Origin of the sequence: Saccharopolyspora sp. 7B (assembly GCF_020177435.1) — a bacterium.
Classification (GTDB): Bacteria; Actinomycetota; Actinomycetes; order Mycobacteriales; family Pseudonocardiaceae; genus Saccharopolyspora_C; species Saccharopolyspora_C gregorii.
Window position 1 is genome coordinate 1 of record NZ_JAIUKC010000088.1, and the last position, 25926, is coordinate 25926.

Genomic DNA, 25926 nt, shown 5'->3' on the forward strand with positions numbered 1-25926 from the left:
GGGGGGGGGGGGGTGGGGGTGCGGGGGTTTGAGGAGCAGGGCGGTCAGGGTGCTCGTTGCTCCTATGAGGGCGAGGGTGTGGTCCAGGGGGAGGTGTTCGGCTGCCAGGCCGAACAGGAGGGGGCCCACGCCCTGGACCGTCATGGTGGTGGTGTTGAGCAGGGCGAAGCCCTGGCCCTGCAGGGCTTCGGGGACGGCCGCCAAGTAGCGGCGCTGCAAGCCCAGCAGGTAGGCGGAGCCGGTGCCGGTGAGCACGTAGGCGGCCACCACCACCGGGTGCGGCGGGTCCGCCGCCAGGACGATCAGCGGTGAACCCATGACCAGCAGCAGCGGGCGGACCAGGCGCTCGCGGGTGCGCGGGTCGAACGCCCTCCCCACCACCACGTCCCCGATGAGCATGCCCGCCGAGATCGCCGCCAGGAGCACACCCGTCTCCGCGGGCGTGAGCCCCCGCTCGGCGGCGTACGGGATGATCAGGCTGCCGCCCGCGGCTAGGAACGCGGCGGGCAGGCACTGCACCGCGATCAGCCTCGCCACGCCCGGTGCGGCCAGCAGCGCCGCATTGCCCCGCACGGTGTCGCGCACGATCGACCCGCGCGGCCGCACCACCTCGGTGCGCGCCAGGAACAGGGCGCTGAGCACCGCCGCCGCCAGGTGCGCCCCGGCGGTGAGCAGCATCGTCCGCTCCACGCCCGAACCTGCCGCCAGCGCGCCGCCCACCGCCATGCCCACCAGCTGCGCCGCCACCGCGACCAGGTACGACAGCGAACGCCCCAGCACGTAGGCGTCCCCGGCGAGGACCGCCGCGAGGACGCGGGCCGCGGCGCCCGTCGTGACCGGGGTCAGGCAGGCGGCGGCCGCGACGAGCAGCAGGCAGGCCCCGACCGGCAGCCGCCCGAACGCCAGCAGCAGCCCGACCGCGGCCTGCACGCCGTAGCCCGTCGCGATCAGCGTCCGCGGCGCGAACCGGTCCGCCATCGCCGCCAGGAACAACCCGCCCGCGGCCTGCGGCAGGAAACCGATCGTGAACGCCACCGCCGTCAGCAGCGGCGAACCCGTCCGGTCGTGCACCAGCACCGCCAGCGCCACCGACCGCACCGTGTCCGACAGGACGCCGAGCAGCCGGGCCGCGAACAGCGCGCGGAACTGCGCCACCGCGAAGACCTGGCCGTAGGTGGCCTTCACCGCGAACTCGTCGCCCATGCCGGGGATGCTTCCGGAAACCTCCGCGGGATCCCAGGCGTTTTCGCCGCGCTCAGCCCCGCGGGATCGTCCGCATCGCCACCAGCGCCGCCGCGAAGGTGATCGCGGCCGCGGCGAGGGACGTGGTCTGCATGGCACCGGTGAACGCGTCCCGTGCGGCCACGAGCAGCGGCGAATCCGGTGGGAGCACCGACGACGCCGCCGCCAGGGAATCCGTGAACGCCGCCCGCGCCTCGGCGGGGAGCTGGTCCGCGGGCGGCAGCGCCGAGCGGTACCGCAGCGACACCGAGGATCCGAGGATCGCGATGCCCAACGCGACACCCAGCTCCATCGCCGTCTCCGAGATGGCCGATGCCGCCCCCGCCTTGTGCGGCGGCACCGCCGACACCACCACGTCGGTCGTCAGCGTCTGCGCGATCCCCACGCCCAGCCCGGTCGGCACCAGGGCCAGGCCCAGCCAGAAGTAGGAACCGGCGCCCTCCGCGACCGCCACCGCGACGAGCCCGGCCGCCACCAGCAGCAGGCTCACCGCGATCGCCCGGCCGGCGCCCAAGCGGCGCGACGCCCAGCCCACCACGGCGACCGCGGCCATCGCCGACACCGTGCTCGGCAGCTCCCCGAGGCCGGCCGCCAGCGGCCCGAAGCCGCGCACCAGCTGCAGGTACTGCGAGAAGAAGAACAGCAGGCCCATCAACGCGAACACCGCCATGAAGCCGGCGAACACGGACCCGCTGAACGCCGGGCGGGCGAACAACGACACGTCGATCAGCGGCACCTCCAGCCGCCGCTGCCTGCGCACGAACGCCCAGCCGCCCACCAGTCCGGCCAGCAGCGCGCACCCGCCCGCGGCGTCGGCGCCGGACGCCACGGTGTGCTTGATCGCCCACACCACCGGCACGATCGCCACCATCGACAGCACCGCCGACACCAGGTCGAACCGGCCCGGGTGCGGATCCCGCGACTCCGGCAGCAGCCACATCCCGCTCACCACCAGCGCCGCCATCACCGGCACGTTGATCAGGAACACCGAGCCCCAGGCGAAGTTCTCCAGCAGCACCCCGCCGACCAGCGGGCCCACCGCCGCGCCGCCGCCCGCCGCGGCCGACCACACCGCGATCGCCCTGGTCCGCTCGACGGGGTTCGGGAAGATGTTGCGCAGCAACGACAACGTCGACGGCATCAACGTCGCCCCCGCCACCCCGAGCAGCAGCCGCGCCACGATCAGCATCGCGGCGCTCGTCGACAGCGCCGCCAGCAGCGACGCCGCCCCGAACGCGGCCGAACCGACCAGCAGCAGCCGCTTGCGGCCCACCCGGTCCGCCAGCGAGCCCATCACCACCAGCAGCCCGGCCAGCGCCAGCGAGTAGACGTCGCCGATCCACAGGACCTGCGCGGCCGACGGGGCGAGGTCCGCGGTCAACGCGGGGACCGCCAGGTACAGGACGGTGTTGTCGATCGCCAGCACGAGCACCGCGATCGCCAGCACCGCCAGCGCCGCCCCCCGCCCGCGCGGGGAGAGCACCTGCGGTCGCGCTTCCGAATCCAGCTGCATGAGCATTACTGTACTGACCAGTCGGTGCAGTTCCCAGGTGGTGCTGCTCTCCGCGGGGCGTGCGGAAGGATGGGCGGCATGGGTCGAACAACCGGGCGCGCACCCGAGGACACCCGCCGGATCCTGCTCGACGCGGCGAAGCGGGTGATCCGCGAGCACGGCATCGGCGCGACGCTCGACGTGATCGCCCGCGAGGCCGGGGTGTCCAAAGGTGGGCTCGTGTACCACTTCGCGAGCAAGCAGGCCCTGCTGGTGGCGCTCGCGCAGGAGCAGATCGACCTCTTCCGCGGCGAGGTGGACGCGCAGCTCGTCGAACCCGAGGGTGTTCCCGGCCGGCTCACCCGCGCTTACGTGCGCGCGAGCACCGCGACCGTCGACGGCGAGGAGATCCGCGAGCGGTTCAGCCTGATCGCGCAGCTCTACGTCGTGCCCGAGGTGGTCGAGCTGGCGAAGGAGGACGACCTGCGCTGGCAGCGGGACCTCGACGCCGACGGCGTGCCCGAGGCGACCCAGGTGCTCGTGATCGCCGCGGCCGACGGAGTCGGCGACCGGCCGCTGTGGGCCTCCGAACTGGAGCCGCGGGCGCGGGCACGGCTGGAGGCCGACCTCATCGCCATGGTGGACGCGGCGGTCGCCGACGGGGCTCGGTGATCCGGAAGGGGCTTCCCCGGGGGCACTGATCGTGAGCTGACGTCACGGTGGGTGCATGCTCGGTTGCGAAGAGGTTGCGAAGTTACCTTCGGGTAGTCGGAGTGATTGTCATTACTCCGTGTCGCGGGTCACGCTCGATGTCGACCTACTCAGCGGTAGGTCGATTCGGTTCGCCACTCAACGAGGAGTAGCCCGTGAACCTCCGTCCGTTCCACCGCGCGGCCACGACCGCGCTGACAGCCGTGGTCGGGGTCTCGTTCGCCGTCGCGACCGCGTCCGCCGCGTCCGCCGAGGAGCGGCCACCGTTCTACGAGCCACCCGCGGAACTGCCGGGGGGCAACGGTGACGTCGTCCGATCCGAACCGTCCGAGTACTTCCTCGACCCGCTGAAGACCATCCCCGTCGACGCCGACGTGCAGCGGGTCATGTACCGCTCCACCGACGGCGACGGCGGGCCGATCGCGGTGACCGGCACCGTCATCACGCCGAAGGACGACTGGAAGGGCGACGGCGAGCGCCCCGTCATCGGCTACGCGCCGGGCACCCAGGGCATGGCCGACCACTGCGCGCCGTCCCGGCAGCTCGCCAACGGCACCGAGTACGAGGGCTTCTTCATCAAAGCCATGCTCAGCAAGGGCTACGCCGTCGCGATGACCGACTACGAAGGCCTCGGGACGCCGGGCTCGCACACCTACGTCAACCGCGAGGTCACCGGGAATGCGGTGCTCGACGTGGTGCGGGCCGCGCAGCGGCTGCCCGACGCGGACGTGCCGGACGACGGACCGGTGGTCCTCTACGGCTACTCGCAGGGCGGCGGGGGCTCGGCGTCGGCCGCCGAACTCGCCGGGAGCTACGCCCCCGAACTCGACATCAAGGGCGCCGCGGCCGGTGCCGTGCCCGCCGAGCTCGGCGGGGTGGGCGAGAACCTCGACGGCAGCCCCTACGCGGCGTTCCTCGGTTACGCGCTGGTCGGCGTCGCCGCCGGCTACGACATCGACCTCGACCCGTACCTGAACGACACGGGCAAGCAGTTCCGCGAGGACGTCGAGAACTCCTGCACCATCGACGGCATCGCCAAGTTCGCCTTCGCCAAGTCGGCGGACTACAGCGCCGACGGCAGGCCGGTGACCGACTACCTCGACGAGGCACCGTTCGCCGACGTGGTCGCCGAGCAGCGGATCGGGCGCACCGCCCCGGACTTCCCGGTGCTGGTCTCGCAGAGCCGGCTGGACGACGTGATCCCGTTCGAGCAGTCCAAGACGCTGGCCGACGACTGGTGCGGTGCCGGCGCCGACGTGCAGTTCGCGCCGAACCTCGGCCCGACGCACATCGGCGGCGCGGTGGCCTCCTTCCCGCGCGCGTTCCAGTGGATCGACGACCGGGTGGCGGGCAAGCCCACCGAGCCGAACTGCGGGAGCACCGACCAGGCCCCGGCCGATCCGGAGATCCCGGTGGACGAGAACCAGCCGCTGCTGCCGCAGCTGTCCGAGCGGATGGACATCCACTGACCCGGTGATCGGAGCACGGTGGCGGAGTGCCGCCCCTTCCACGCGGAAGGGGCGGCACTCGTTCGTCAGAGCCGTTCCAAGGTGATCCGCACCGAGTTGCCCGTGCCGGTGGCGCCGTAGCTCTTGGACGTGCCCTTCGGGCAGGCCTTGCCGCTGCGGAAGGACTTGTTGCCCGCCTTGCCGCTGACCCGCACGCACTTGCCGTCCGCCTTGGTGTCGGTGACGGTGCCGCGAACGGTGATCTTGCCGGACTTGCAGGTGACCCGGAACGTGGTCGTGGCCCACGACGTCCGTGCCGTGTAGGTCTTCCCGCACACGGCCGCGATCGAGGCGTCGTCCGCCGGTGCCGGCGCGGCCACCGCCGGAGCGGTGAGCATGCCCGCGAAACCGGCCATCATGGCCCCGGCCACGAGCAGGCGCTTCGTCTTGTTCATGGTGTTCCCCCTGTTCCCACGGGAATGTCCCGTCGTTCGTCCCTGCCGAGGAACGGCAGCGGATCCCGGCCGAGCGACCGCGGCGTGCACAACACGTCCCGCGATCACCCGGCCCCGCCCCCAGCGACCCCCGGAGCGCGGCGTCGAGCCGCGTGGACCCAGGTTCGCGAGATCGTCCGCGTTGGGACAACCGGGTGGGACGTCCCTGGGACGTTGGGATGAAAGGGCCTTCGTGACCAGGATTGATCGGGTCATCTTGGGACGAATCGGGATCACCGGGACGTCGTCCCGTGCAAGACTTCCCGGCCATCGGAAGCAGAGGGGAGCCTGGGGGATGGCCGGACTCGGCGGGGAGGTCGCGCGGCGGCTCGACGAGCTCAAGCGGCGCAGCGGTCGCAGCTACAGCAGATCGCGGCGCGCACCTTCCTGAGCAGATCGACGGTGCACCGGTACTGCAGCGGGCAGAGCGCACCGCAGACCTTCGCCGCGGTCGAAGCGATCGCCACCGCCTGCGGCGCGACCGGGGCGGAGCTCGACCGGCTCTACCGCTGCTGGGAAGCCGAACGCCGGGCGAGAACGGCGGATCCGGTGCCGCGCGGGGTGCGGGCCGCGATGTCCACCGTCGCCCCCGGGAACGCCGTGACGGCCGGAAGTGCGGAAGCGGCCGGGATTTCCGATGCGACCGGGACTTGGGACACGACCGGGTCTCCGGACACGACCGGGATTCCGGGAGCGAGCGGGATCACGCACGCCACCGGGGCCCTGGGCGCAGCCGGAAGTCCAGGAGTTTTCGGGGGTCTGGGCGCAACCGGGGGCTTGGGCGCAGCCGGAAGCTCAGGAGCAACCGGCAGTCCCGAAGCACCCGACAGTCCCGAAGCACCCGGCAGCCCTGAAGTGACCGGCAGCCCTGAAGTGATCGCCAGTCCCGAAGCGGCCGGAAGTTCCGGAATGGCTCGAAGCTCCGAAGCGGCCGGAAGTTCCGGAGACGCCGGAAATCCCGGAGCGACGGGGACCGGCGACGCCGACGGAGCCCCGGAGCCCGCCGGAGGATCGGCCGCCTGGCAGGCGCCGAGCACCGCGGGGCCTCCGGCGGGCACCGCAACCCCCGGCGGCCCGGCGACCGGCCCGGCGACCGGCCCGGCGACTGCCCGGCACCGGCCCGGCGACCGGCCCGGCCCCGCGCCGGGACCCCGTTCCCGAGGCGCAGCCTGCCCGCGCCGAGCCCGCTGCCGCCACCACGACCCGCGGCCTCCGCCGCTGGTGGTTACCGGCATCGGCGGTCGCGGGGCTGCTGGTGCTCGCGCTGCTCGCGTACTCGCTGCGCGCGGGGCCTGGGCCGCAGCCGCTGCACAGCCTCCCGCCGAACTGGACCGATGTGCCCGCGGAGATCGATCCCGACTTCGTGGGCGTCACCGTGAGCAGTTCCACCGGCGGGATGCCCGGCTTCCCGGTCGATTCCGTGCGGCTGTGGGACTCGGGGACGCGCTGGCAGGACCTCGAACCGGAACGCGGGCGCTACGACTGGCGGACCCTCGATCGGCTGCTCGACTCCGCCCAGGACGCGGGATTGCCGGTGGTGTTCACCTTCGGTGGGACACCGAGCTGGGCGAGTCCGCGCGGTGAGCGCTCCGCCTACCGCGATGATGCGCGCACCGGGCCGCCCGACGACCTCGCCGACTGGGAGCGGTTCGTCACCGCCGTCGCGACCCGTGCCGCGGGCCGGGTGGAGGCCTACGAGCTGTGGGACCTCGGGCCGCCGCACTTCGACGGCACGGCGGAGGTCCTGGTGGAGATGACCGAGATCGGCAGCCGGGTGGTGCGGGAGCTGGACCCGCGCGCGCAGGTGGTCTGCCCGGCTTTCGGCGAGCTGTGGGATCCGGCCGCCGACGCGCACCTGGAGCGGTTCGCGGCGCTGCACGGCTACGACCACTGCGACGCGGCACCGGTGGAGCTGCGCCCGCGCCGGACGAGCGACCCGCCGGAGACCATGACCGAGCTCGCCACCCGCGTGGAGGCGACCCTGCACCGCGGCGGCGCGAGCCCGCGGATGTGGAACACCGGGGCCGGCTCCGACGACCCGTACGAGCCGCAGGTCCCCGCCGAGCTCGCCGCCGACTTCGCGGTCCGCTGGTACCTGATCGGGCTGTGGATGGACTACGACCGCGTCTACTTCGACGGCTGGGGCGGCGACGAGGTGCCGATCCCGTTGCAGGTGGCCGGTTTCCAGCCGACCGAGGCCGGCCGGTACGTCGGTGAGCTGCGGGAGTGGTTGCGCGGTGCGCGGATCAGTTCCTGCGGGCACGGGGCGGAGGCGCTGCTGCCGGACAACGTCTGGCAGTGCCGATTCGATCGGGGCGGCCGGGCCTTCGTCATCCGCTGGACGCACGAGGGGACCGCGGAGATGGCGCCGGATCCGGGCATGGCGGTGGTGCAGCGGCTGGACGGCTCCCGCGACCGGTTGCGGCCGGGGGAGCGGGTGGAGGTCACCGGCAGTCCCGTGCTGCTCCGCGCCGGATGACCCGGTGGCCGGGACCCCGGCAGCGCCCGTCAGCCGCGCAGGGTCAGCGCGAGCCGCACCGCGTCGGCCCGGGAGTGCAGGTCGGCCTTGCCGAACAGGTTGTTGATGTGGGTCTTCACCGTCGCCTCGCTGATGTGCAGGTGCCGGGCGATCTCCCCGTTGCGCAGGCCTTGCCCGATCAGGTCGAGCACTTCCCGTTCGCGGGCGGTCAGCGCGATCGGCGGTTCCGGCGCCGGGGCGGCCCGGCGGGTGGCGAGCTCCAGCAGCCGGGACTGCACCTGCGGGTCCAGCACCGAATGCCCGGCGTGCGCGCTGCGCACCGCTTGCACGATGGTGGCCCGGTCGGCGTCCTTGGTGAGGTAGCCCTGCGCGCCCGCCTGCAGCGCGGCGAGGATCGACTCGTCGTCCTCGAAGGTCGTCAGCACCACCACCGGCACGCCGGGCCGAGTCGCGCGCAGCTTCCCGGTGGCCTCCACCCCGCCCAGCACCGGCATGTGCAGGTCCATCAGCACCACGTCCGGGGCGTGCTCCGCGGCGGCGGCGAGGGCGCGTTCGCCGTTCTCGGCGGTGCCGACCACGTCGATGCCGGGGTCCAGGCCGAGCATCACCGCCATCGCGTCGCGCACGGCGGCCTGGTCGTCGACGACGAGCAGTCTGATCGGGTTCATCGCGGCAGCTCCATCCGCACGGTCCAACCGGTCTCGGGCGGGGTGCGCGGTCCGGCCCGCAGCGTGCCGCCGAGCAGCTCGGCGCGTTCCCGCATCCCCACCAGGCCCATGCCGCTGCCCTGGTCGCCGTCCGGGACCGGCCCGGTGGCGCCGCCGTCGGTGGCGGTGAACCGGACGGAGTCCTCGGTGCACTCCAGCAGCAGCTCCGCCCGGGATCCGGGGGCGTGCCGCCGGGCGTTGGTGAGCGTTTCCTGCGCGGTGCGGACGACGGCCTGCCCGATCTCGACCGGCACGTCCTCGGCGTCACCCCGCACCGCGAGCTCGGCGGCACCGTCCTGCGCCAGCCGCGTCAGCGTGTCCACCAGCGGCAGCGCGCCTTCGCGCAGCGCGTGCACCGCCCGCTTGGTCTCGCCGAGCCCGGTGACGGCCAGCGCCCTGGCCCGGCGCACCGCCTCGTTCGCCTCGTCGGAGCGGCCGCCGGCGTGCAGGGCGTCGGCCATGTCCAGCTGCACGGCGACGCCGGACAGCGAGTGGCCGAGCACGTCGTGGATCTCCCGGGCGATCCGGCTGCGCTCCTCCAGGGCGGCTTCCCGCGTTTCGGAGGCGATGGCGCGCCGGGTCTGCTCGGCGGCCAGCAGCGACGCGGCGCGGGCGTTGACCCGCTCGCGGCGGGCCATGCCGATGTACAGCGGCAGGCTCACCATCAGCGCCAGCCACCACGGCGGGCCGTCGGGCACCTGGAACCAGAACTCCAGCGTCCAGGTGGCCGCGGCGGCGGCCACCGTGCTCGCCACGGCGACGAGGAGCGCGGCGCGGCGCGAGCTCAGCTTGTCCCCGGCGGTCGCGCAGGCGATGAACACGAACGCGGCGCCGACGGTCCGGGGCGCGAGCGCGAACACCATCGCGCCCGCCAGCGCGTACACCGCCACCAGCGCCACCCGGGCCCACTCGGGTCCGCCGCGCCACGGCACCGCCGCCGCGCACGCCGCCACGACCGTCACCGCGCTCGTCACCCAGACCAGGCCGGTGAAGTGGGCGGGCGGGGCCTCCCGCAGCTGGACCACCAGCAGCACGGCGAGGAAGACGACGACCACGGGGCGCAGCAGCTGATCGGTGGCCCGCAGCGCGCGCTGCCCGGGCGAGGTCGTGGTCATCGGCCGCGATGTTCCTCCGGGGCTCGTCATCGCCGGGCACCGGGGTGCGCGTTCCGCCGGTCGGCGGCGGCGTCGCGGAGGCCGTCGAGCACCGGGGCGAAGCTCCGCATCCCGCGCAGGTCGCCCGCGTCCCGCGCCTTGCGCTGCATCGAGTCCAGCATCGGCGAGGGAACCGGTGCCGCGTCGCCGCGACCACGCGACCACGGGATCCGCCCGGTGCCGCGCACGCCCTTGGCCAGGATCGCCACGCCCTCGGCGAGCACGGTGAGCCCGAGGCTGAACGTGATGCCGCCGCCCGCGTGCAGCCCCACGGCTCCGGCGAGCAGCCCCGAGCCGAGCTTCACGGCGATGTTCACCACCCACAGCACCGCGGTCACCCAGGTGTAGCGCATCATCGCGTGGCCGTCCCGCTCGTAGATGCGGACGCTGAACCCGCGCAGCACCCCCAGCACCACGCTGATCACGGCCGTGGCCACCAGCATCCCGATGGCGGCGGGCGAGTGCGGCACCTCCCGCAGGTTCACCGCGCCCACCACCGCGATGACCGCGGGCACCAGCAGCATCCGCTTGCCCTCGACCGGTTCTCCGGTGAACCGGCGGACCAGCACGTAGCCGATCAGCGCGACGATCAAGATGATTTCGATGGGACCGCTCACGGATCCGCACCTCCCCGTTCGGAGTTCCTCGTGTCGTCGATGACGTTAGGAATTCCGGCGGCCGGAGTCGTGGGGCGCGAACCGTATTCCGGGTGGAGATCCGTCTCCACCCGGGTGCGGCTCACCCGTCGCGGGCGGGTCGCTTGTCGCGCTTGAGGAGGGGGATCTCGGACACCGGGATCGGTTCGCCGGGCAGCCCGGCGCCGGGGCGTCCGGGTGTGCGGAGCCCGTCGAGCATGACCTGCAGGGCGCGTTCGGCGAGGCGTTGCGAGTCGGGGTGGTCCGGCCCGGGACGCCGCAGCAGCATCGCGAAGATCGCGGCGATGTCGCCCGCGCCCACGTCGGCCCGCAGCGACCCCTCGGCCTGCGCGGTGGCGACGACCGAGTCGAGCGTGGCCAGCAGCGAGTTCCGCAGCCGCTGGGTGATCTCGTCGGCCTTGACGATCTCCCAGGCGCGCGGCGAGGACATGCCGAGGTGCACGCTGAGCTGCAGCTCGTCGGAGCTCTTGAGGAGCCGGACCAGCGAGTCCCAGCCGGTGGGTTCTTCCACGGCCGCCGCTTCGGCCTGCGCGAGCGTGTTCGCGAAGTTGTCCCTGGCCACCGCCCGGATCAGCGATTCGCGGTCCGGGAACCGCCGGTAGAGGGTGCCGACGCCGACGCCCGCGCTGCGCGCGATCTCCTCCATCGGCACCTCGGGGCCGTCCGAGGTGAACAGCGATTTGGCCGCGCCGATGATCTGGTCCCGGTTGCGGCGGGCGTCGGCGCGCAGCGGTGGTTCGCCCGTCGAAGCCGAGAAGTCCGTGGTCACGGCTCGTATTGTCGCATCCGCCCGATCGGAGGTGGACGGAAATCTTCCGCTTCAGTACCGTGGGAGCCATAACCGGAAGATTTCCTTCCGTATCTTCGCCTGGGAGGCAGCGCCCATGCCCGACACCACCGAACAAGCCGTGCGGGACTTCCCGGTCGCGAGGCGGTGTCCGCACGCGCCGCCCGAGGAGTACGTGCGGTTGCGCGAGACCAACCCCATCTCCCGCGTCCGGACACCGATCGGCGGCGAAGCGTGGGTGCTCACCCGGCACGAGGACGTCCGATTCGTGCTCTCCGACCCGAGGTTCAGCTCCGACCGGCGCAACCCCGCGTTCCCGTTCTTCGTCGCCGGCCAGCAGGAATCGATCAGCGAGTTCCGGCCCAACATGCTGTCCCTCGACGAACCCGAGCACGGCGTGGTGCGCCGCTCCGTGCTCGGCGAGTTCACCGTGCGGCGGATGCAGGCGCTGCGCCCGCGCATCCAGCGGATCGTGGACGACTGCATCGACGAGCTGCTGACCGGACCGCACCCGGCCGACCTGGTGGCCTCGCTGGCGCTGCCGGTGCCGTCGCTGGTGATCTGCGAACTGCTCGGCGTCCCCTACGACGACCACGACTTCTTCCAGCGCTGCTCCACCGCGATGCTCAGCCGCAACACCCCCGCGGACGAGCGGCTGCGCAGCGCCGGTGCCGTCCGCGGCTACCTGCACGACCTGATCCTCGCCAAGCGGGAGGACCCGGGCGACGACCTGCTCGGCAGGCAGCTGGTCAAGATGCGCGACAACGGCGAGGAGGACGTCGAAGACCTCGTCGCGATGGCCACGCTGCTGCTCGTCGCCGGGCACGAGACCACCGCGAACATGATCTCGCTGGGCACGCTGACGCTGCTGGAGAACCCGGACGACCTCGCCGCGATCAAGGCGGACCCGGAGCGCACGCCCGGGATGGTGGAGGAACTGCTGCGCTACCTCACCATCGTCGAGACCGTGACCTCGCGGGTCGCCACCGCCGACGTCGAAGTGGGCGGCACGCTCATCCGCGAGGGCGACGGGGTCATCGCCCTCGGCCACACCGCGAACCACGACCCCGGCGCCTTCCCCGAACCGGACGAGTTCGACATCGGCCGCGGCGCCCGCCACCACGTCGCCTTCGGCTACGGACCGCACCAGTGCCTCGGGCAGAACCTCGCCCGGCTGGAGCTGCAGATCGTGTTCGACACCCTGTTCCGCCGGATCCCGACGCTCGCGCTCGCGGGACCCCGCGCCGAGCTGCCGTTCAAGGACGACGCCGTGATCTACGGCGTGTACTCGCTGCCGGTCACCTGGTGACGGGGGCCGGCGTGCGGATCAACGCGGACACCGGGCGCTGCATCGGGGCGGGGCAGTGCGTGCTGACCGAACCGGACGTGTTCGACCAGGACGACGACGGCCTGGTGATGCTGCTCGCCGACGACGTGGACGGGGAGCGGGTGGAGCAGGTGCGGACCGCCGTGCAGATCTGCCCCAGCGCCGCGCTGTCCCTCGCAGCGGACGGGTGACCTCCCGGGTGGACGGCCCGGTCGCCCGAGGAGCGGGCCGTTCACCCGGGCGTCACCACGCCTCCCGCTCCAGGGGGCGGGGGTCGGTGACGGTGGTCGACGGGGTCGCGAAGCGGCGGACGCGGCGTTGCGGTGCGGTGTGGCGCTCCCAGCCCGGATCGCCGGTGGCGGCGAACCGGACCCACGCCGAGTGCACCTCCCGCACCAGCTCCGGCGGAGCGCCGTCGCCCAGCAGGGCGCCGTCCCCGCGCAGCCGCGGGCCGTCCGCCGAGTCGAACACGAACGGCAGCTCCACCCCGTGCGCCGCGCCGAGCCGCCCGCCCAGCGCCGTCGACCGCCACGCGAACTCGTAGCGGAACGTCGGCAGCCCGCGCCCCGCGTGCGCGTCGGCGAGCGCCCGGGTGCCCGCCCCGAACAACGCGTCGCCGAGCACCGCCGACCGCAACTCGCCACCGGAGGCCGCCGGGCGCTGCCGCCGGTACGCCTCGACAAGCCGGTCCGGCTCCGGATGTGCTTGCGCCGCAACCGAACGCGCGTCCTCCACAGTGGACGAATCGAGCTCGGCGGCGGACAGGTACAGGTTGCCCTCCTCGGTGTTGTTCCCGATCAGCAGCTCCACCTCGGCGCCGTCCCCGGCCGCCACCGACACCGCGGGCTGCCGCTCCAGCACCACGCCGAGCGGCGTCAACCGCAGCAGCGGATCGTGGTGCCCCGGTACCCGCAGATCCGGCTTGCCCAACCGGGAGACCGCGTCGACCAGCCGCTCGTCCGGCACCTCCGGCACCTCGGCGAGCGGCACGCCCAGCACCCCGGCCAGCCGGTTCGCGACCAGCTCCGCCTGCGCGGGCACGAACGCGCCGAGCCCGTTGCCGCTCTGCACCACCGCCCGCCGGAACAGGCCCCGCGCCGCCGGTTCCGCCAGCACCGCGCCCACCACGGTCGCCCCGGCCGACTGGCCGGCCACCGTGACGTTGTCCGGATCGCCGCCGAACGCGCCGATCTCCGCCCGCACCCAGCGCAGCGCCGCCAGCACGTCCAGCACTCCCCGGTTGTCCGGCGCTCCCGGCAGCGACAACCAGCCCGGCGCCCCGATCCGGTAGTCCACCGACACCAGCACCACGCCGTCCCGGGAGAACCCGGTCCCGTCGTACAGCGACGCCTGCGCCGCGCCCGACACGAAACCGCCGCCGTGCACGAACACCAGCACCGGCAGCCCGCCCGTCGCCGCGTCCGGCGTCCACACGTCCACCGACAGGTAGTCGTCGCCGCGCACCCAGCCCGGGCCGAAGAACGGACCCATGTCCAGCCCGCCGAAGTCCCGGTGCGGCGACGGCGCCGTCGGCCCCGCCGCGGTCGCGTCCCGCACCCCGTCCCAGCCGGGCGCGGGCTTCGGTGCCGCGAACCGGGCCGGACCCACCGGGGCCGCCGCGTACGGAATGCCGCGGAACACCAGGCCCTCCGCCGTCCGCGCACCCCGCACCCGGCCCGCGCCGGTGCGCACCACGGCGCTCACCGGTTCGTCCAGCGCGGCCGCTCGAACGCCGCCCAGGCGTCGATCGCGAAGCGGTCCCCGTCCCGGCTGACCTCGGCCGCGCCGTGCCCGCCGAAGTGCGCGGGCACCACCAGCGCGGTGCGGTCCGCCGCGAACTCCAGCAGCCGCCGCCGGGACGCGCGCGCCGCCGCCGGGTCCTCGTCGAAACCGCAGTTGTGCGACGGGTCCAGCAGCTGCACCGGGGTGTGCAGCAGGTCGCCGATGAACACCGCCCGGTCCGAACCCGACTCCAGGTGCAGCACCGACGAACCCGGGGTGTGGCCCGGCGCGGGCAGCAGCCGCAGGTTCTCGTCGATGACCCGCTCGCCCTCCCACAGCTCCGCCAACCCCGCCCGGTGCACCGGCGCCACGCTGTCCTCGAACACGTTCTGGTGGCTGCGCGTGCTCTTCGGCCGGTGCTCGCCCAGCGGGTTCCAGAACTCGAAGTCCACCCGCGGCAGCAGGTAGGTGGCGTTCGGGAACGTCGGCACCCAGTCCCGCTCCACCAGCCGCGTGTTCCACCCGACGTGGTCCACGTGCAGGTGCGTGTTGATCACGATGTCGACGTCCTCCGGCCGCACCCCGGCGCGGAGCAGGGCGTCCAGGTAGCCGGTGTTCAAGTGCCGCCAGTGCGGTGAGTACGGCCGTTCCTTGTGGTTGCCGACCCCGGTGTCCACCAGGATCGTGCGGCCCGCGCTGCGCAGCACCCAGGTCTGCACCGCGGCCATGAAACCGTTGTCGGCGGGCGACCAGAAGTCCGGATCCAGCAGATCCCGCTCGGCCTCGAACACCTCGGTCGGGATGTCGGGGAAGAACTCGTCCATGCCCATCGCACGGCCGTTGATCTCCAGCACGCGCGTGACTTCGACGTCTCCCAGCATGATGCTCTCCATGCCGTCGACCATGCGCCGCGCACCAGGTCGCGGGGTATCCGTCACGTGACTGCACCTGCCGGGGCGGGGCTAGAGTCGGAGGCCGGGAGGCCGCGGATGCAGGAGATCATCGGCCGGGAGCGGGAGCTCGCGCAGCTGCGCCGGACCGCGCACGGCACCGGGCACGTGCTGGTCGTCACCGGCGACCCCGGCATGGGCAAGACCACGCTGCTCGACGCCGTCGCCGGACCGGGCGCGCTGCGGATCGCGGGCAGCGAGAGCGAAGCGAACCTGGCCTTCGCCGGGCTGCACCGGTTGCTCGCGCCGCTGCTGCGCCGCGCCCCGGACCGGCCGGAGACCGCTCGGCTGCGCTGCGCGTTCGGCATGGACCGCGGCGACGACGAACCCGACGTGCTGCGGCTGGGCCTCGCCGCGCTGGAACTGCTCGCCGAGCACGGCGGCCCGCTCGTCGTCGACGACGCGCACTGGCTGGACCGGGCCAGCCTCGACCTGCTCGCGTTCCTCGCCCGCCGCATCGGGACCGAACCGCTGAGCCTGCTCATCGGCGCCCGCGAGGACGAACCGCTGCCCGGCATGGACGGGCTGCCGACGCTGCGCCTCGAACCGCTCGGCGAACTCGACGCGAACCGCGTCCTCAACGCGCTGCCGCAGCCCCCGGCAGGCGCGCGGCGGATGCGGGTCCTCGCCGAAGCGGGGGGCAACCCGCTCGCGCTCGTCGAACTCGCCGCCGTCCCGCAGGAGACCGGACCCGGGCCGCTGGCCACCACCGAACGGCTGGAGAAGATCTTCGCGGCGCGGGCGCAGGAACTGCCCGAGCGCACCAGGGAACTCCTGCTGGAACTCGCCGCCGCCGACACGCCCGACCCGGTGCACGCGCCCGGTGACGGGTGGGCCCCGGCCGAACGCGTCGGGCTGGTGCGCTGGGACGGCACCCGGTTCCGGTTCCGGCACCCGCTGGTGCGCTCCGCCCTGTACCACTCGGCGCCGTTCGAGCAGCGCCGCCGCGCCCACTTCGTCCTCGCCGACGCCACCCGCGCCGAACCGGACCGGCACGCCTGGCACCTCGCCGCCGCCGCGACCGGACCCGACGAGGACGTCGCCGCCCGCCTGGAGGACACCGCCGAACGGGCCCGGCGGCGCGGTGGCTACGCGGCCGCCGCCACCGCGCTGGAACGCGCCGCCGAGCTCAGCCCCGACCGCGCCGACCAGGCCCGGCGGCTGGTGCTCGCCGCGAACTCCGCGCTGTTCACCGCCCGCTCCGGCTGGGTCGAAGACCTCGCCGCCCGCGTCGTGGACCGCACCGACGACCCCGGGCTGCTCGCCGTCGCCGCGCTGCGCGCCGGGCAGGCCCTCACCGTCAGCCACCGGCACGCCGCCGCGTTCGCCCAGCTCACCCGCACCGCCACCGACCTCGCGCACCGCGACCCGGCGACCGCGCTCGACGCGCTCGGCACCGCCGCCGTCGTCGCCTACTACTGGGCGGAACCCGGCCGCGGCGACGAGGTCATCGCCGCCCTCCCCGAGATCGACGGGCCGCACGACCCGGTCACCGAAGCGTGGGTGCGGGCCGTCGCCGACCCGATCGGCAGCCGGGAGGACGTGCTGCCGCGGCTGCCCGCGCTCGCCGACGCCGACTCCGGGCCCGGGCGGGCCATCGCCGTCGCCACCATCGCCTGGCTGCTCGACGAGGCGCCGATCGCGCTGCGGCTGTTCGAGCAGGCCTTCGACCAGTGGCGGGTCCGCGGGCCGCTGCCCGAAGGGCTCGGCTGCGCCCACGGGTGGGCGCTGTTCGAGGCCGGGCACTGGACGCAGGCGCGCGCCATCGCCGCCGACTCGGTGCACAACGGGGCCCGCGCCGAACTCCCGCACGTCGTCGCCGGCTCCCGCACCATGGACGCCGCGGTGCTCGCGCTGCGCGGGGACACCGCCCGGGCGCGGGAACTCGCCGCCGAAGCACTGTCCACGGTGGACCCGTCGGTGAGCCGGATGGTGGCCGTCCGCGCCCGCTACGTGCTCGGCCTCGTCGCCGCGGCCGACGGCGACCACGCCACCGCCTACGCGCAACTGCGCCGCGCCTTCACCGCGGACGGCGGGTTCGAGCACTACCACCAGTCCATCGCAGCCCTGCCCGATCTGGCCGCCGCCGCGAACCGCCTCGGCTCCGGGCACGACGCCGAGCACGTCGTGGACTCCGCGGAACGCAGGCTCGGCGGCGGCGCGTCCCCGCGGCAGCGGGCGCTGCTGGAGCACGCCCGCGCGCAGCTCGCCACCGACCCCGAACCGCACTACGCGGCGGCGCTCGCCGACCCCCGCACCGGCCGGTGGCCGTTCGAGCGGGCCCGCGCGCTGCTCGACCAGGCCGCGTGGCTGCGCCGGGCCCGCCGCATCAGCGAAGCCCGCGCGCCGCTCGCCGAAGCGCTCGACACCTTCCGCAGGCTCGGCGCCGAACCGTGGACCGCCCGCGCCGAAGCGGAACTCCGCGCCTCCGGCGGCGCCGAACCCGCCGCACCCGCCCCGGACGTGCTCGCCGGGCTCAGCCCGCAGCAGCAGCAGATCATCCGGCTCGCCGCCCGCGGCCTCACCAACCGGGAGATCGGCGACCGGCTGTACCTGTCCCCCCGCACCGTCGGGTCGCACCTGTACCGCTCGTTCCCGAAGCTCGGCGTCAGCACCAGGACCCAACTCCGCGACCTGCTCGGGTGAACGGCCCGTCGGCTCCTTCTGAGAAGGGGTCGGGTGGCGGAACCTCAGCGCTCTCCGCGCTGCGGTGCCGGGTGCATGCGTGGTCGCTGCTCAGCGGCTCCGCCGCTGACAGGACCGTGCGGACGGGGCGCCGCGGGTCGTCACTCGTCGGATTCCTCCAGGGCTCCGATCCAGAGGTAATCGCGGGCCCGGGTGGTGGCGACCAGGAGCTGGCGTTGCAGCGCCTCCAGCTCGTCGCGGTAGAAGCCCATCGGCCTGCGCTCGTCCGGCAGGAACACCGCCCGGAACTCGAAGCCCTTCGCCTCCAGCAGAGTTCCCACCAGCACCGCCGCCGGCTCCGGCGACCACGGCGCCAGCCGCCGTGCCGGGACACCACCGCGGCGCAGCACCTCGGTCCACTCCTCCGCGGCCGTGCGGGAGCGGGTCAGCACCGCGGTGCCCGCACCCGCGTCGAGCCCGCGCAGCGCCGCCAGCACCGCGTCCCGCTGCGCGACCCCGTTCCAGCGCACCACTTCACCGCCGCTGAGCACCGGCAGCGAGGAGCGCAACGTGACCGCCGGGGCCCCGTCGATGTCGTCGAACCGGTTCACCGCGTCCAGCTCGCCCGCGGCCTCCACGATCGCCGCCCGGTTCCGGTAGTTGCGCCGCAGCACCTCGCTGCGGCCGCGCAACGAGATCCCCGCCTCGGACAGCCGCCAGCCGCCCGCGAACACCTGCTGCTGCCCGTCCCCGACCAGCAGCAACCGGTTCGGCCCGTCCCCGCTGACCGCGTGCACCAGCCGCAGCCCGACCAGGGTCAGGTCCTGCACCTCGTCGACCGCGACCCCCGAGTACACCCGGCCCAGCGGGGTGCGGCCGAGCTCGTCGAGCGCGCGGATCAGCACGTCGTTGCGGTCGTAGATGCCGCGCTCGCACAGTTCCCGCTCGTACTCGCAGTAGAACTCCCAGACGTGCGCGCGGAACGCGGGGCTGAGCTGACCGCCGCGCCCGCGCCGCGTCGCCGATCGGTACGACTCCAAGGTGCCCAGCCCGCGGCCCTTGATCACCCGGTCGATCTCGTCCTTCCAGTAGTGCCTCGATGGTCGTGCGGCGGCGAGCGGCCCGGACCGCCCGGACCGCTCCCACACCGCGGTGAACGCCGCGTCCACCCGATGCTCGTCGACCACCGTGTCCCGGCCGCGTTCGGCGAGCAGTTCCGCGGCCCACTCGTGCAGGTTCCGGAACTCCACCCGGTGCGCGACCTGCGGGGCCAGCGCGCGGAACTGCTCCCGCGCCAGCTCCGGCAGCGACTCCAGGTGCGAGGTGAACAGCAGCCGCCCCGGGCCGCGCCGCGCCAGGTGCGCCAGCCGGTGCAGCGCCAGCGTCGACTTGCCGGTGCCCGCCGGGCCGGAGATCCGCGCCGGGCCGCCGTACTGCCTGCGCACCGCGCCGAGCTGCGCGTCGTCCAGGAACAGGCGCCAGTCCGGCACCGCGACGTGCGGGGCCCGCTCGGCCTGCTCGTCCCGCAGCCGCCGCACCTCGAACAGGCCGGAGGAGCGGTCCGAGGCCCCGACCTGGCCCGCGCCGCGCGGCCGCGGGATCCGCTGCGGGTTCCAGGCGATCGGCGTCAGGTCGAACGTGCCGTTGTCCAGCTGCCGGGCCGCCGCCAGCGCATCCGCCCCGTCCAGGACCGGTTCCGCGCACACCAGCACCCGGTCCAGCTCGGACTCCGCGACCACCACGTGCTCGCCGTCCTCGGCCGTGGCGCGCCCGCCCTCCGGGAACACCACCACGGTGCGCACGACCGCTTCGGTGAGCAGCCCGTGCGGCGTGGCCAGGCCCGCGAGCAGCTCCGCGGTCCACACGAACGCGGCCCGCGCCGCCGCCACCGGCGGTTCGTGCTCGCACAGCAGCACCACCAGCACCCCGCCCGGCCCGACCAGCACCGCGTCCGGCCGGTTGTCCGGGGTGTGCGGGGCGAACTGGTTCAGCAACGTGTACCAGCCGGAACCGCGTTCCACCGCGAACCGCTCCACGACCCGCTTCTGCCAGCTCGGCAACGGGGGTCGGGCGCGCAGTTGCTCGTCGGCCTCGCGCCGCAGCCGCTCGCGGTGGTGATCGTAGGTCCCTGTCACGGAGACTCCCCGGTTCGCACGCAGGTGCTCTACCGACATTACGGTCTTCCGCGCGGAAAACGAGACCTGCGAAGCGGGATCACCTCAATGTCGCAGGGCGGTGCGAAACCGGGCGTCACCACCTCCACAATGGACGTGTGGACCCGCTGCACGATCCGGACGACGAAGCCCTGCTCGACCCGCGACAGGCGCGGGAGCTCGCCGGGCTCGTCGAAACCGCCCGCCTCGCCTCCGGCGCCATCCGCTACGGCCGCATCGGCCGCGTCGGAGCCGCCACCGTGGTGCTCAACCAGGACGACCCGCTGCCCGCGGGCAACCACGCCGTCGGCCTGTGGGGCACGCTCGCCGAGGTCGCCACGACGCTGCTCACCTTGGAGCGGTCCTTCGCGGACGCCGGGCGGCCCGAAGCGATCGTGTACGCCTCGCCGACCACGGTCGCCGAGATCGAGGGCATCGCCGACGACTCCGGCTGGCGCGCCGTCGAGGAGCAGATGGCGCTGCTGCACCGCGAGGACAAGACGCCCAGCCGGGACGTCCGGCCCGCCACCGACGACGACCTGCGCGGCATCGCCGAGCTCATCGGCGACGACGCCGGCCTGTCCGACGACGGGGAACGGCGGCTGGTGCGGACCCTCGCGCACCGCGGCGACGACCCCCGCTGCGTGCTGCGCGTCGTCGACGACCCGGAAACCGACCGCATCGCCGGATTCGCCCAGGGCTTCGCGGAACGCGGCGTCGGCCTCGTCGAGCAGGTCGTGGTGCGGCCGGGGCGCAGGCGGCGCGGCATCGGTTCGTCCCTGGTCGCGGAGGTCGTCGACGAGGTGCGGGCGCGCGGGGCGCGGCTCGGCGCCGCGCACGGCGACGAAGGGGGAGCGGCTGAGCGCTTCGCCGACGAGTGCGGGTTCGAAGCCGTCTACCCGGTGACCGCCTACGCGCGGCGGGTGGACGAGCTGCTCGACTGACGCCTGGTGCGGATGTGGCCCGGGTGGCGCCGGGCGCATGTGTCCGCCGCGGGGGCCGTGGGTATGACGTCTGTGGCGCTGGCGAACGCAGTGCCGTCCCGCGGCGAGGTGGTGATCACGATGACGGCGACCATGCGGCTGCCCAAACCGGTGGCCGAGACCTGGGAGTGGCAGCTGCAAGCCGCCTGCCGGGACCTGAGCACCAGCACGTTCTTCCACCCGGAGAACGAGCGCGGCAGCGCCCGCAGCAACCGGGAGGAGCAGGCGAAGCAGATCTGCCACCGCTGCCCGGTGATGCTGTCCTGCCGCGAGCACGCACTGGCCGTGCAGGAGCCGTACGGCGTCTGGGGCGGGCTCAGCGAACGGGAACGGCAGGACCTGCTGGCGAAGCGGGTGCCGAAGCCGCGCGCCGCGGCGTGACCGGCGGAGGCCGACATGACCCCCACCGGAGTGCCCGCCGACGAGCTCGCCGAGCCGGACCTGCTGCGCGAGCTGGAACGGCTGCACCGCACCCGCAACGAGACGTTCCTGCACGGAGCGCCGGACGCGCTGCGCGAGCACACCGCGCGGTCGTTCGAACTGGAACAGGAGTACCTGCGCAGGCATCCCGACCGCCAGGTGGATCCGCGGCGGACCCGCGCGGGCGCGAGAGGAGACCCGGTTCATGGCAGCTGAAACGGACCAGACGGACCCGTCCCGCGACCACCGGCCCGCCCCGGGCTCGCCGGGCCGGAAGCCGCGGATCGTCATCGTCGGCGGCGGCCACGTGGGCCTGACCGTGGCGCTGCGGCTGCAGAAGCGGCTGGAACCCGGCGAAGCGCGGATCACCGTCATCGACCCGCAGTCGCACATGACCTACCAGCCGTTCTTGCCGGAGGCGGCCGCCGGATCCGTCGAACCGCGGCACGTGGTGGTGCCGCTGCGGCAGGCGTTGCGGCGCAGCGAGGTCCTCACCGCCCAGGTCACCTGCATCGACCACCGCAGCCGCGAGCTGACCGCCACGCTCGCCGACGGCACCGAGGAGCACCTCACCTACGACGTGCTCGTCGTCGTGCCCGGTTCGGTGTCGCGGGCGCTGCCCATCCCGGGCCTGTCCGAGCGGGGCGTGGGCTTCAAGACCATCGGCGAGGCCATCTACCTGCGCAACCACGTGCTGTCCCGGCTGGACATCGCCGCCAGCACCTCCGATTCGGAGCTGCGGCGGCGGTTGCTGACGTTCCTGTTCATCGGCGGCGGCTACGCGGGCATCGAGGCGATCGCCGAGCTGGAGAGCATGGCCCGGGAGGCGATCCGCGCCTACCGCACCCTCGAACCCGGCGACATGCGCTGGATCATGGTGGAGGCGACCGGCCGCATCATGCCCGAGGTCAGCGCGCCGATGGGCGAGTACACCCGCCGCCGCCTGGAGGAACGCCGCATCGAGGTGAAGACCGACACCACCGCGAAGACCCTCACCGACGGGCACGTGGTGCTCTCCGACGGCGACGAGTTCGACGCGGACACGATCGCCTGGACCGCCGGGGTCAAACCGCACCCGATGCTGGAGGACTCCGACCTGCCCCGCGACGGCAAGGGCCGGGTGGAGTGCACCGCGAAGCTGCAGGTCCGCGGCACCCAGGACGTGTTCGCCGCCGGCGACTGCGCCGCCGTCCCCGACCTGACCAGTGACAAGGCCGACGCGCTGTGCGGGCCGTCCGCCCAGCACGCGGTGCGCCAGGCGCGGGTGCTCGCCGACAACGTCGTCGCGCTGCTGCGCGGCCACGAGCAGCAGGAGTACCGGCACCGCTACGCCGGATCCGTCGCCGGGCTCGGCCTGTTCCAAGGCGCCGCCGAGGTGTACGGCATCAAGCTCAAGGGCCTGCCCGCGTGGTTGCTGCACCGCGCCTACCACCTGGCGAAGCTGCCGACGCTGCGGCTGAAGGCCCGCATCCTCGGCGACTGGCTGCTGGAGATCCCGCTGCGGCGGCAGACCGTCGCCCTCGGCGAACTCCACGACCCGCGGTCCGCGTTCGTCAAGGCCGCCAACACCCGGGGCCTGCCCACCGAGCACGGCCGCGCCGGGTGAACCGTCGGCGCAGCGCACAGTCCCGCGACCGCCTCTCGAAGATCGAGGGGGACCCCCTTCGCGGGGGCTTCGCGGGCCTGTTGTACTGTATGCAGGCACGAGGCGAACGGGGCCGGACCACCGGAATCGGGAGCCGCACAAGTGAATCAGGGGCTGTGGCGCAGTTGGTAGCGCACTTGACTGGCAGTCAAGGGGTCACGGGTTCGAATCCCGTCAGCTCCACGCAATAGGAGGCTCGCGCTCGCGGAGAGCGCGAGCCTTTTGCGTTCCGCGTGTTTATCGCGGGGGCCGCCCCCCCCCGGACCCCCACGGTGCGGTGGTCGCTTTTCGTTGGCTCCTGACGTTGTGGAGCGTTCCTGGTCTGCTCACTGACCAGCGGTTTTGTGTTCGAGTAAGCTCCCGCAACCTCCACCCTGGAATCGCAGGTAGCAGGTCCGGTGCTCAGCTGAGTGCCGGGCCTGTTTCCGCATCGGGTGGCTAACCGGGTGACCACCCCTTTCTTCGCGCCCCTCAGCCTCAGCGCCAGACCCTGCCGCTGAGGGGTTCGCTGAACGGTCTGGAGGTCGCCGAGAGCGGCGTGCGATCCTCCCCTCACGTGCGAGCGGATTCTCCTGCGTTGCCAGCCGCGTGCGGCGTTGCGGCGAGCTGTGGGTTCCTCGATCGCGGCGGTGACCGCGTTCCTGGGCGCCTGATGGGGGACGCGTCCGGCCGGTGCCGCGACCTCGGCCGGTGGGGCTGTGGTTAGCTTCCCGGTCGTGGCGAAGCTCTACTTCCGGTACGGCGCGATGAACTCGGGCAAGTCGACGGCGCTGATCCAGGTGGCCCACAACTACCAGGAGCGCGGGCAGCGCGTCGTCGTGGTGAAGCCGAAGCTCGACACCAAGAGCCCGGTGGTGCTGTCCCGGATCATGGTGACCCGCGAGGTCGACGTGGTGCCCGGCGAGGACGACCTGCTGCGGGACGCGGTGCTCGCCGGGGGCGCACCGGACTGCGTCCTCGTCGACGAAGCCCAGTTCCTCACCGGGCCCCAGGTGGAGGACCTGTTCCGGCTCGCCGTGCTCGACGGGATCCCGGTCATCGCCTACGGGCTGCGCAGCGACTTCCGCACCCGCGGCTTCCCGGGCAGCCTCCGGTTGATGGAACTGGCGCACTCCATCGAGGAGCTCAAGACCGTCTGCCGCTGCGGGCGCAAGGCCACGTTCAACGCGCGCACCCTCGACGGCGAGTTCACCCGGGACGGCAGCCAGGTCGCCATCGACGGCGAAGTCGGCTACGAGTCCATGTGCGGGAACTGCTACCTGCGCAACGTCGGCACCCTCGGCTGACCGGCCGCCTTCGTGGCGGGGAAACGCCCGTGCGGCCCCGGCCGCGACGGATCTTGTTCCACGCTCGTGACGTTCCGGGGTCGGAGCGCGGACATCGCGGCGGAACCGTGGTCCTCGTCGGTTCCGCACAAGCGAAGGAGTTCCACCCATGCGCGTCCGTGCCGCAGCCGCGACCGGCGTCGCGCTGGCCGTGGCGGTGTTGACCGCACCCGCCGCGACAGCCATCACCGGTGGCGAGGAGTCGCCGAACGCCTACCCGTTCACGGGGTCGCTCCAGCGGCCCGAATCACCCCGGCCGGACGGTCACGTCTGCGGGGTCACGCTGATCTCGCCGGAGTGGGTGGTCACCGCCGCGCACTGCGCGCGGACCGACGACCAGGCCACCACGGGACATCCGGTGGACTGGCGGGTCCGGCTCGGGTCGGTCGACCCCGCCTCGGGCGGTGAGCTGATCGACGTCGACGAGTTCATCGCCCACCCCAGCGGGCAGCAGGGCAACGACATCGCCCTGCTGCGGTTGCGGACCCCGGCGAAGGGCGCCCCGATCCCGATCGCGGCGCGGACACCGCCCGCCGGGACGCCCACCCGGATCATGGGCTGGGGGGTGACCTGCGACGAGAACGCCCCGGAGTGCTTCCCCGCGCACCTGCGGGAAGCCGACACCGAGGTGCAGCCCGCCGACGCCTGCGAACGGTCCGGGATCGGCGCGGACGAGATCTGCGTCGGGGCCCGCGACGGCAGCACCGCCGCGACCAACATGGATTCCGGCGGGCCCGCGCTCGTCGAGGACGGCGATGGCTGGGCGCTGGCCGGTGCCGTGCACGGCAGCAACGGGAAGGGGCAGCCCGTCGTCTACACGGACGTGGCGGCGATGCGGTCCTGGATCGAGTCCATGACCGCCGACCGCAACCCCACCCTGGAAGGGGCGGCGGTCGTCGGCGACTGCTCCGCCTCCATCGTCCGCACCGGCGCGACCAGGCCGCAGGACCCGGCGCTGGTGCTCACCAACGGGCACTGCACCAGCGGCGCACGTCCCGCGCCCGGCGACGTGGTCGTCGAACGCCCCGAGGAGCAGATGGTCGGCGTCCTCGGCACCGACGGGCCGGTGACGACCGCGAAGACCACCGACCTGGTGTACGCCACCATGACCGGCACCGACGTCGCGCTGTACCGGTTGGACAAGACCTACGCGCAGCTCGCGGACGAGGGCGTCAAGGTCTTCGAGCTCTCCGCCCGGGCCCCGCGGCAGGCCGACGCGATCGACGTCGTCTCGGGCGGATTGCAGGACACCTGGAGCTGCGCCGTCGCGGGCATCGTGCCGGAGCTGCGCGAGGAGGGCTACTCCCAGCGGCAGGCGATCCGGTACACCGAGGACTGCCTGCCCGACGCGGGCGGTTCCGGTTCGCCGCTGCTCGACCCGGCCACCGGTGCCGTCGTCGGGATCCACAACTCCAGCAACACCTCGGGCGAGGTCTGCACCGCGGACAACCCGTGCGAGGTGGACGAGGAAGGCGTGGTCACCGTCCACCCGCAGCGGCGCTACGCGCAGCAGACGGCGGCGATCCCCGCGTGCCTCACGCCCGGATCGGGCATCGATCTCTCCCGCCCGGACTGCGCGCTGCCCGGCGCGGCCTGACCGCCACCG

22 protein-coding genes, 1 tRNA gene and 1 pseudogene are annotated in these 25926 nt (G+C 73.6%); 14 read left to right on the forward strand and 10 right to left on the reverse strand.

The features are described 5' to 3' along the window. Both LCD33_RS14975 and LCD33_RS14980 read right to left on the reverse strand, forming a co-directional pair. Positions 1–1203, reverse strand: a 1203-nt coding sequence (locus tag LCD33_RS14975) for an MFS transporter (RefSeq protein WP_224977963.1), incomplete at its 3' end; no start/stop codon positions are given. 52 nt (positions 1204–1255) lie between these two features. Then, a complete protein-coding gene (locus LCD33_RS14980; RefSeq protein WP_224967471.1) occupies positions 1256–2755 on the reverse strand; it encodes an MFS transporter in 1500 nt (499 codons plus the stop codon). A gap of 78 nt (positions 2756–2833) precedes the next feature. Between LCD33_RS14980 and LCD33_RS14985 the strand changes: the two genes are divergently transcribed. Together LCD33_RS14985 and LCD33_RS14990 are read left to right on the forward strand one after the other, a co-directional pair. Next, complete coding sequence (locus tag LCD33_RS14985) at positions 2834–3406, forward strand: TetR/AcrR family transcriptional regulator (RefSeq protein WP_224967473.1); 573 nt, start codon at positions 2834–2836, stop codon at positions 3404–3406. Positions 3407–3600: 194 nt separating this feature from the next. Beyond that, a complete protein-coding gene (locus LCD33_RS14990) occupies positions 3601–4914 on the forward strand; it encodes a lipase family protein (RefSeq protein WP_224967474.1) in 1314 nt (437 codons plus the stop codon). Positions 4915–4979: 65 nt separating this feature from the next. Here LCD33_RS14990 and LCD33_RS14995 read toward each other — a convergent pair whose 3' ends face one another. Next, on the reverse strand, positions 4980–5348 hold the full coding sequence (locus LCD33_RS14995) for a hypothetical protein (RefSeq protein WP_224960972.1): 369 nt from the start codon (positions 5346–5348) through the stop codon (positions 4980–4982). Positions 5349–5774: 426 nt separating this feature from the next. Here LCD33_RS14995 and LCD33_RS29620 point away from each other — a divergent pair. Beyond that, positions 5775–5831 (forward strand): annotated as a pseudogene (locus tag LCD33_RS29620) (hypothetical protein); the annotation flags it as partial. An 811-nt stretch (positions 5832–6642) separates the two neighbouring features. Further along, entirely contained in the window at positions 6643–7866 is a 1224-nt protein-coding gene (locus LCD33_RS15005) for a beta-galactosidase (protein WP_224977964.1), read from the forward strand. 29 nt (positions 7867–7895) lie between these two features. Here LCD33_RS15005 and LCD33_RS15010 read toward each other — a convergent pair whose 3' ends face one another. The 4 genes from LCD33_RS15010 to LCD33_RS15025 all read right to left on the reverse strand — a co-directional run bounded on the left by LCD33_RS15010 (position 7896) and on the right by LCD33_RS15025 (position 11152). Further along, positions 7896–8534, reverse strand: a complete 639-nt coding sequence (locus LCD33_RS15010) for a response regulator transcription factor (RefSeq protein WP_224977965.1) — start codon at positions 8532–8534, stop codon at positions 7896–7898. Further along, entirely contained in the window at positions 8531–9688 is a 1158-nt protein-coding gene (locus LCD33_RS15015) for a sensor histidine kinase (RefSeq protein WP_224960967.1), read from the reverse strand. Before LCD33_RS15015 ends, LCD33_RS15010 begins: the two co-directional genes overlap by 4 nt. 26 nt (positions 9689–9714) lie before the next feature. After that, the gene (locus tag LCD33_RS15020; protein WP_224960964.1) at positions 9715–10344 is read right to left on the reverse strand and encodes a DUF1453 domain-containing protein; all 630 of its coding nucleotides are present in this window, start codon (positions 10342–10344) and stop codon (positions 9715–9717) included. A 121-nt stretch (positions 10345–10465) separates the two neighbouring features. Continuing rightward, the gene (locus tag LCD33_RS15025) at positions 10466–11152 is read right to left on the reverse strand and encodes a TetR/AcrR family transcriptional regulator (RefSeq protein WP_224960962.1); all 687 of its coding nucleotides are present in this window, start codon (positions 11150–11152) and stop codon (positions 10466–10468) included. A 115-nt stretch (positions 11153–11267) separates the two neighbouring features. Here LCD33_RS15025 and LCD33_RS15030 point away from each other — a divergent pair, with 115 nt between their 5' ends. Next, entirely contained in the window at positions 11268–12479 is a 1212-nt protein-coding gene (locus LCD33_RS15030) for a cytochrome P450 (RefSeq protein WP_224960959.1), read from the forward strand. Positions 12480–12490: 11 nt separating this feature from the next. After that, a complete protein-coding gene (locus tag LCD33_RS15035; protein ID WP_224977966.1) occupies positions 12491–12688 on the forward strand; it encodes a ferredoxin in 198 nt (65 codons plus the stop codon). A gap of 52 nt (positions 12689–12740) precedes the next feature. Here LCD33_RS15035 and LCD33_RS15040 read toward each other — a convergent pair whose 3' ends face one another. Both LCD33_RS15040 and LCD33_RS15045 read right to left on the reverse strand, forming a co-directional pair. Continuing rightward, complete coding sequence (locus LCD33_RS15040) at positions 12741–14201, reverse strand: carboxylesterase/lipase family protein (RefSeq protein ID WP_224967480.1); 1461 nt, start codon at positions 14199–14201, stop codon at positions 12741–12743. After that, positions 14198–15112 (reverse strand): MBL fold metallo-hydrolase, encoded by a 915-nt coding sequence (locus tag LCD33_RS15045; protein ID WP_224967512.1) that lies wholly within the window; start codon positions 15110–15112, stop codon positions 14198–14200. Before LCD33_RS15045 ends, LCD33_RS15040 begins: the two co-directional genes overlap by 4 nt. Positions 15113–15208: 96 nt before the next feature. On the opposite strand from LCD33_RS15045, the gene LCD33_RS15050 reads away from it, so the two are divergent. Next, entirely contained in the window at positions 15209–17815 is a 2607-nt protein-coding gene (locus tag LCD33_RS15050) for an AAA family ATPase (RefSeq protein ID WP_224977967.1), read from the forward strand. Between the two features lie 140 nt (positions 17816–17955). On the opposite strand, the gene LCD33_RS15055 is transcribed toward LCD33_RS15050, so the two are convergent. Continuing rightward, positions 17956–19929, reverse strand: coding sequence for a UvrD-helicase domain-containing protein (locus LCD33_RS15055; RefSeq protein WP_224967485.1), 1974 nt, complete (start codon positions 19927–19929; stop codon positions 17956–17958). Between the two features lie 137 nt (positions 19930–20066). On the opposite strand from LCD33_RS15055, the gene LCD33_RS15060 reads away from it, so the two are divergent. The 7 genes from LCD33_RS15060 (at position 20067) to LCD33_RS15090 (ending at position 25917) form a co-directional block, all read left to right on the forward strand. Next, positions 20067–20891, forward strand: a complete 825-nt coding sequence (locus LCD33_RS15060; RefSeq protein WP_224977968.1) for a GNAT family N-acetyltransferase — start codon at positions 20067–20069, stop codon at positions 20889–20891. A gap of 63 nt (positions 20892–20954) precedes the next feature. Next, the gene (locus LCD33_RS15065) at positions 20955–21311 is read left to right on the forward strand and encodes a WhiB family transcriptional regulator (protein ID WP_308011280.1); all 357 of its coding nucleotides are present in this window, start codon (positions 20955–20957) and stop codon (positions 21309–21311) included. 15 nt (positions 21312–21326) lie between these two features. Further along, positions 21327–21566 (forward strand): DUF6158 family protein, encoded by a 240-nt coding sequence (locus LCD33_RS15070; RefSeq protein ID WP_224960918.1) that lies wholly within the window; start codon positions 21327–21329, stop codon positions 21564–21566. Continuing rightward, on the forward strand, positions 21556–22956 hold the full coding sequence (locus tag LCD33_RS15075) for an NAD(P)/FAD-dependent oxidoreductase (protein WP_224977969.1): 1401 nt from the start codon (positions 21556–21558) through the stop codon (positions 22954–22956). Before LCD33_RS15070 ends, LCD33_RS15075 begins: the two co-directional genes overlap by 11 nt. A gap of 149 nt (positions 22957–23105) precedes the next feature. Further along, positions 23106–23178, forward strand: a tRNA-Ala gene (locus tag LCD33_RS15080). A gap of 533 nt (positions 23179–23711) precedes the next feature. Further along, on the forward strand, positions 23712–24281 hold the full coding sequence (locus LCD33_RS15085) for a thymidine kinase (RefSeq protein ID WP_224961799.1): 570 nt from the start codon (positions 23712–23714) through the stop codon (positions 24279–24281). 148 nt (positions 24282–24429) lie between these two features. After that, positions 24430–25917, forward strand: coding sequence for a trypsin-like serine protease (locus LCD33_RS15090; protein ID WP_224961802.1), 1488 nt, complete (start codon positions 24430–24432; stop codon positions 25915–25917). Positions 25918–25926 lie beyond the last annotated feature (9 nt).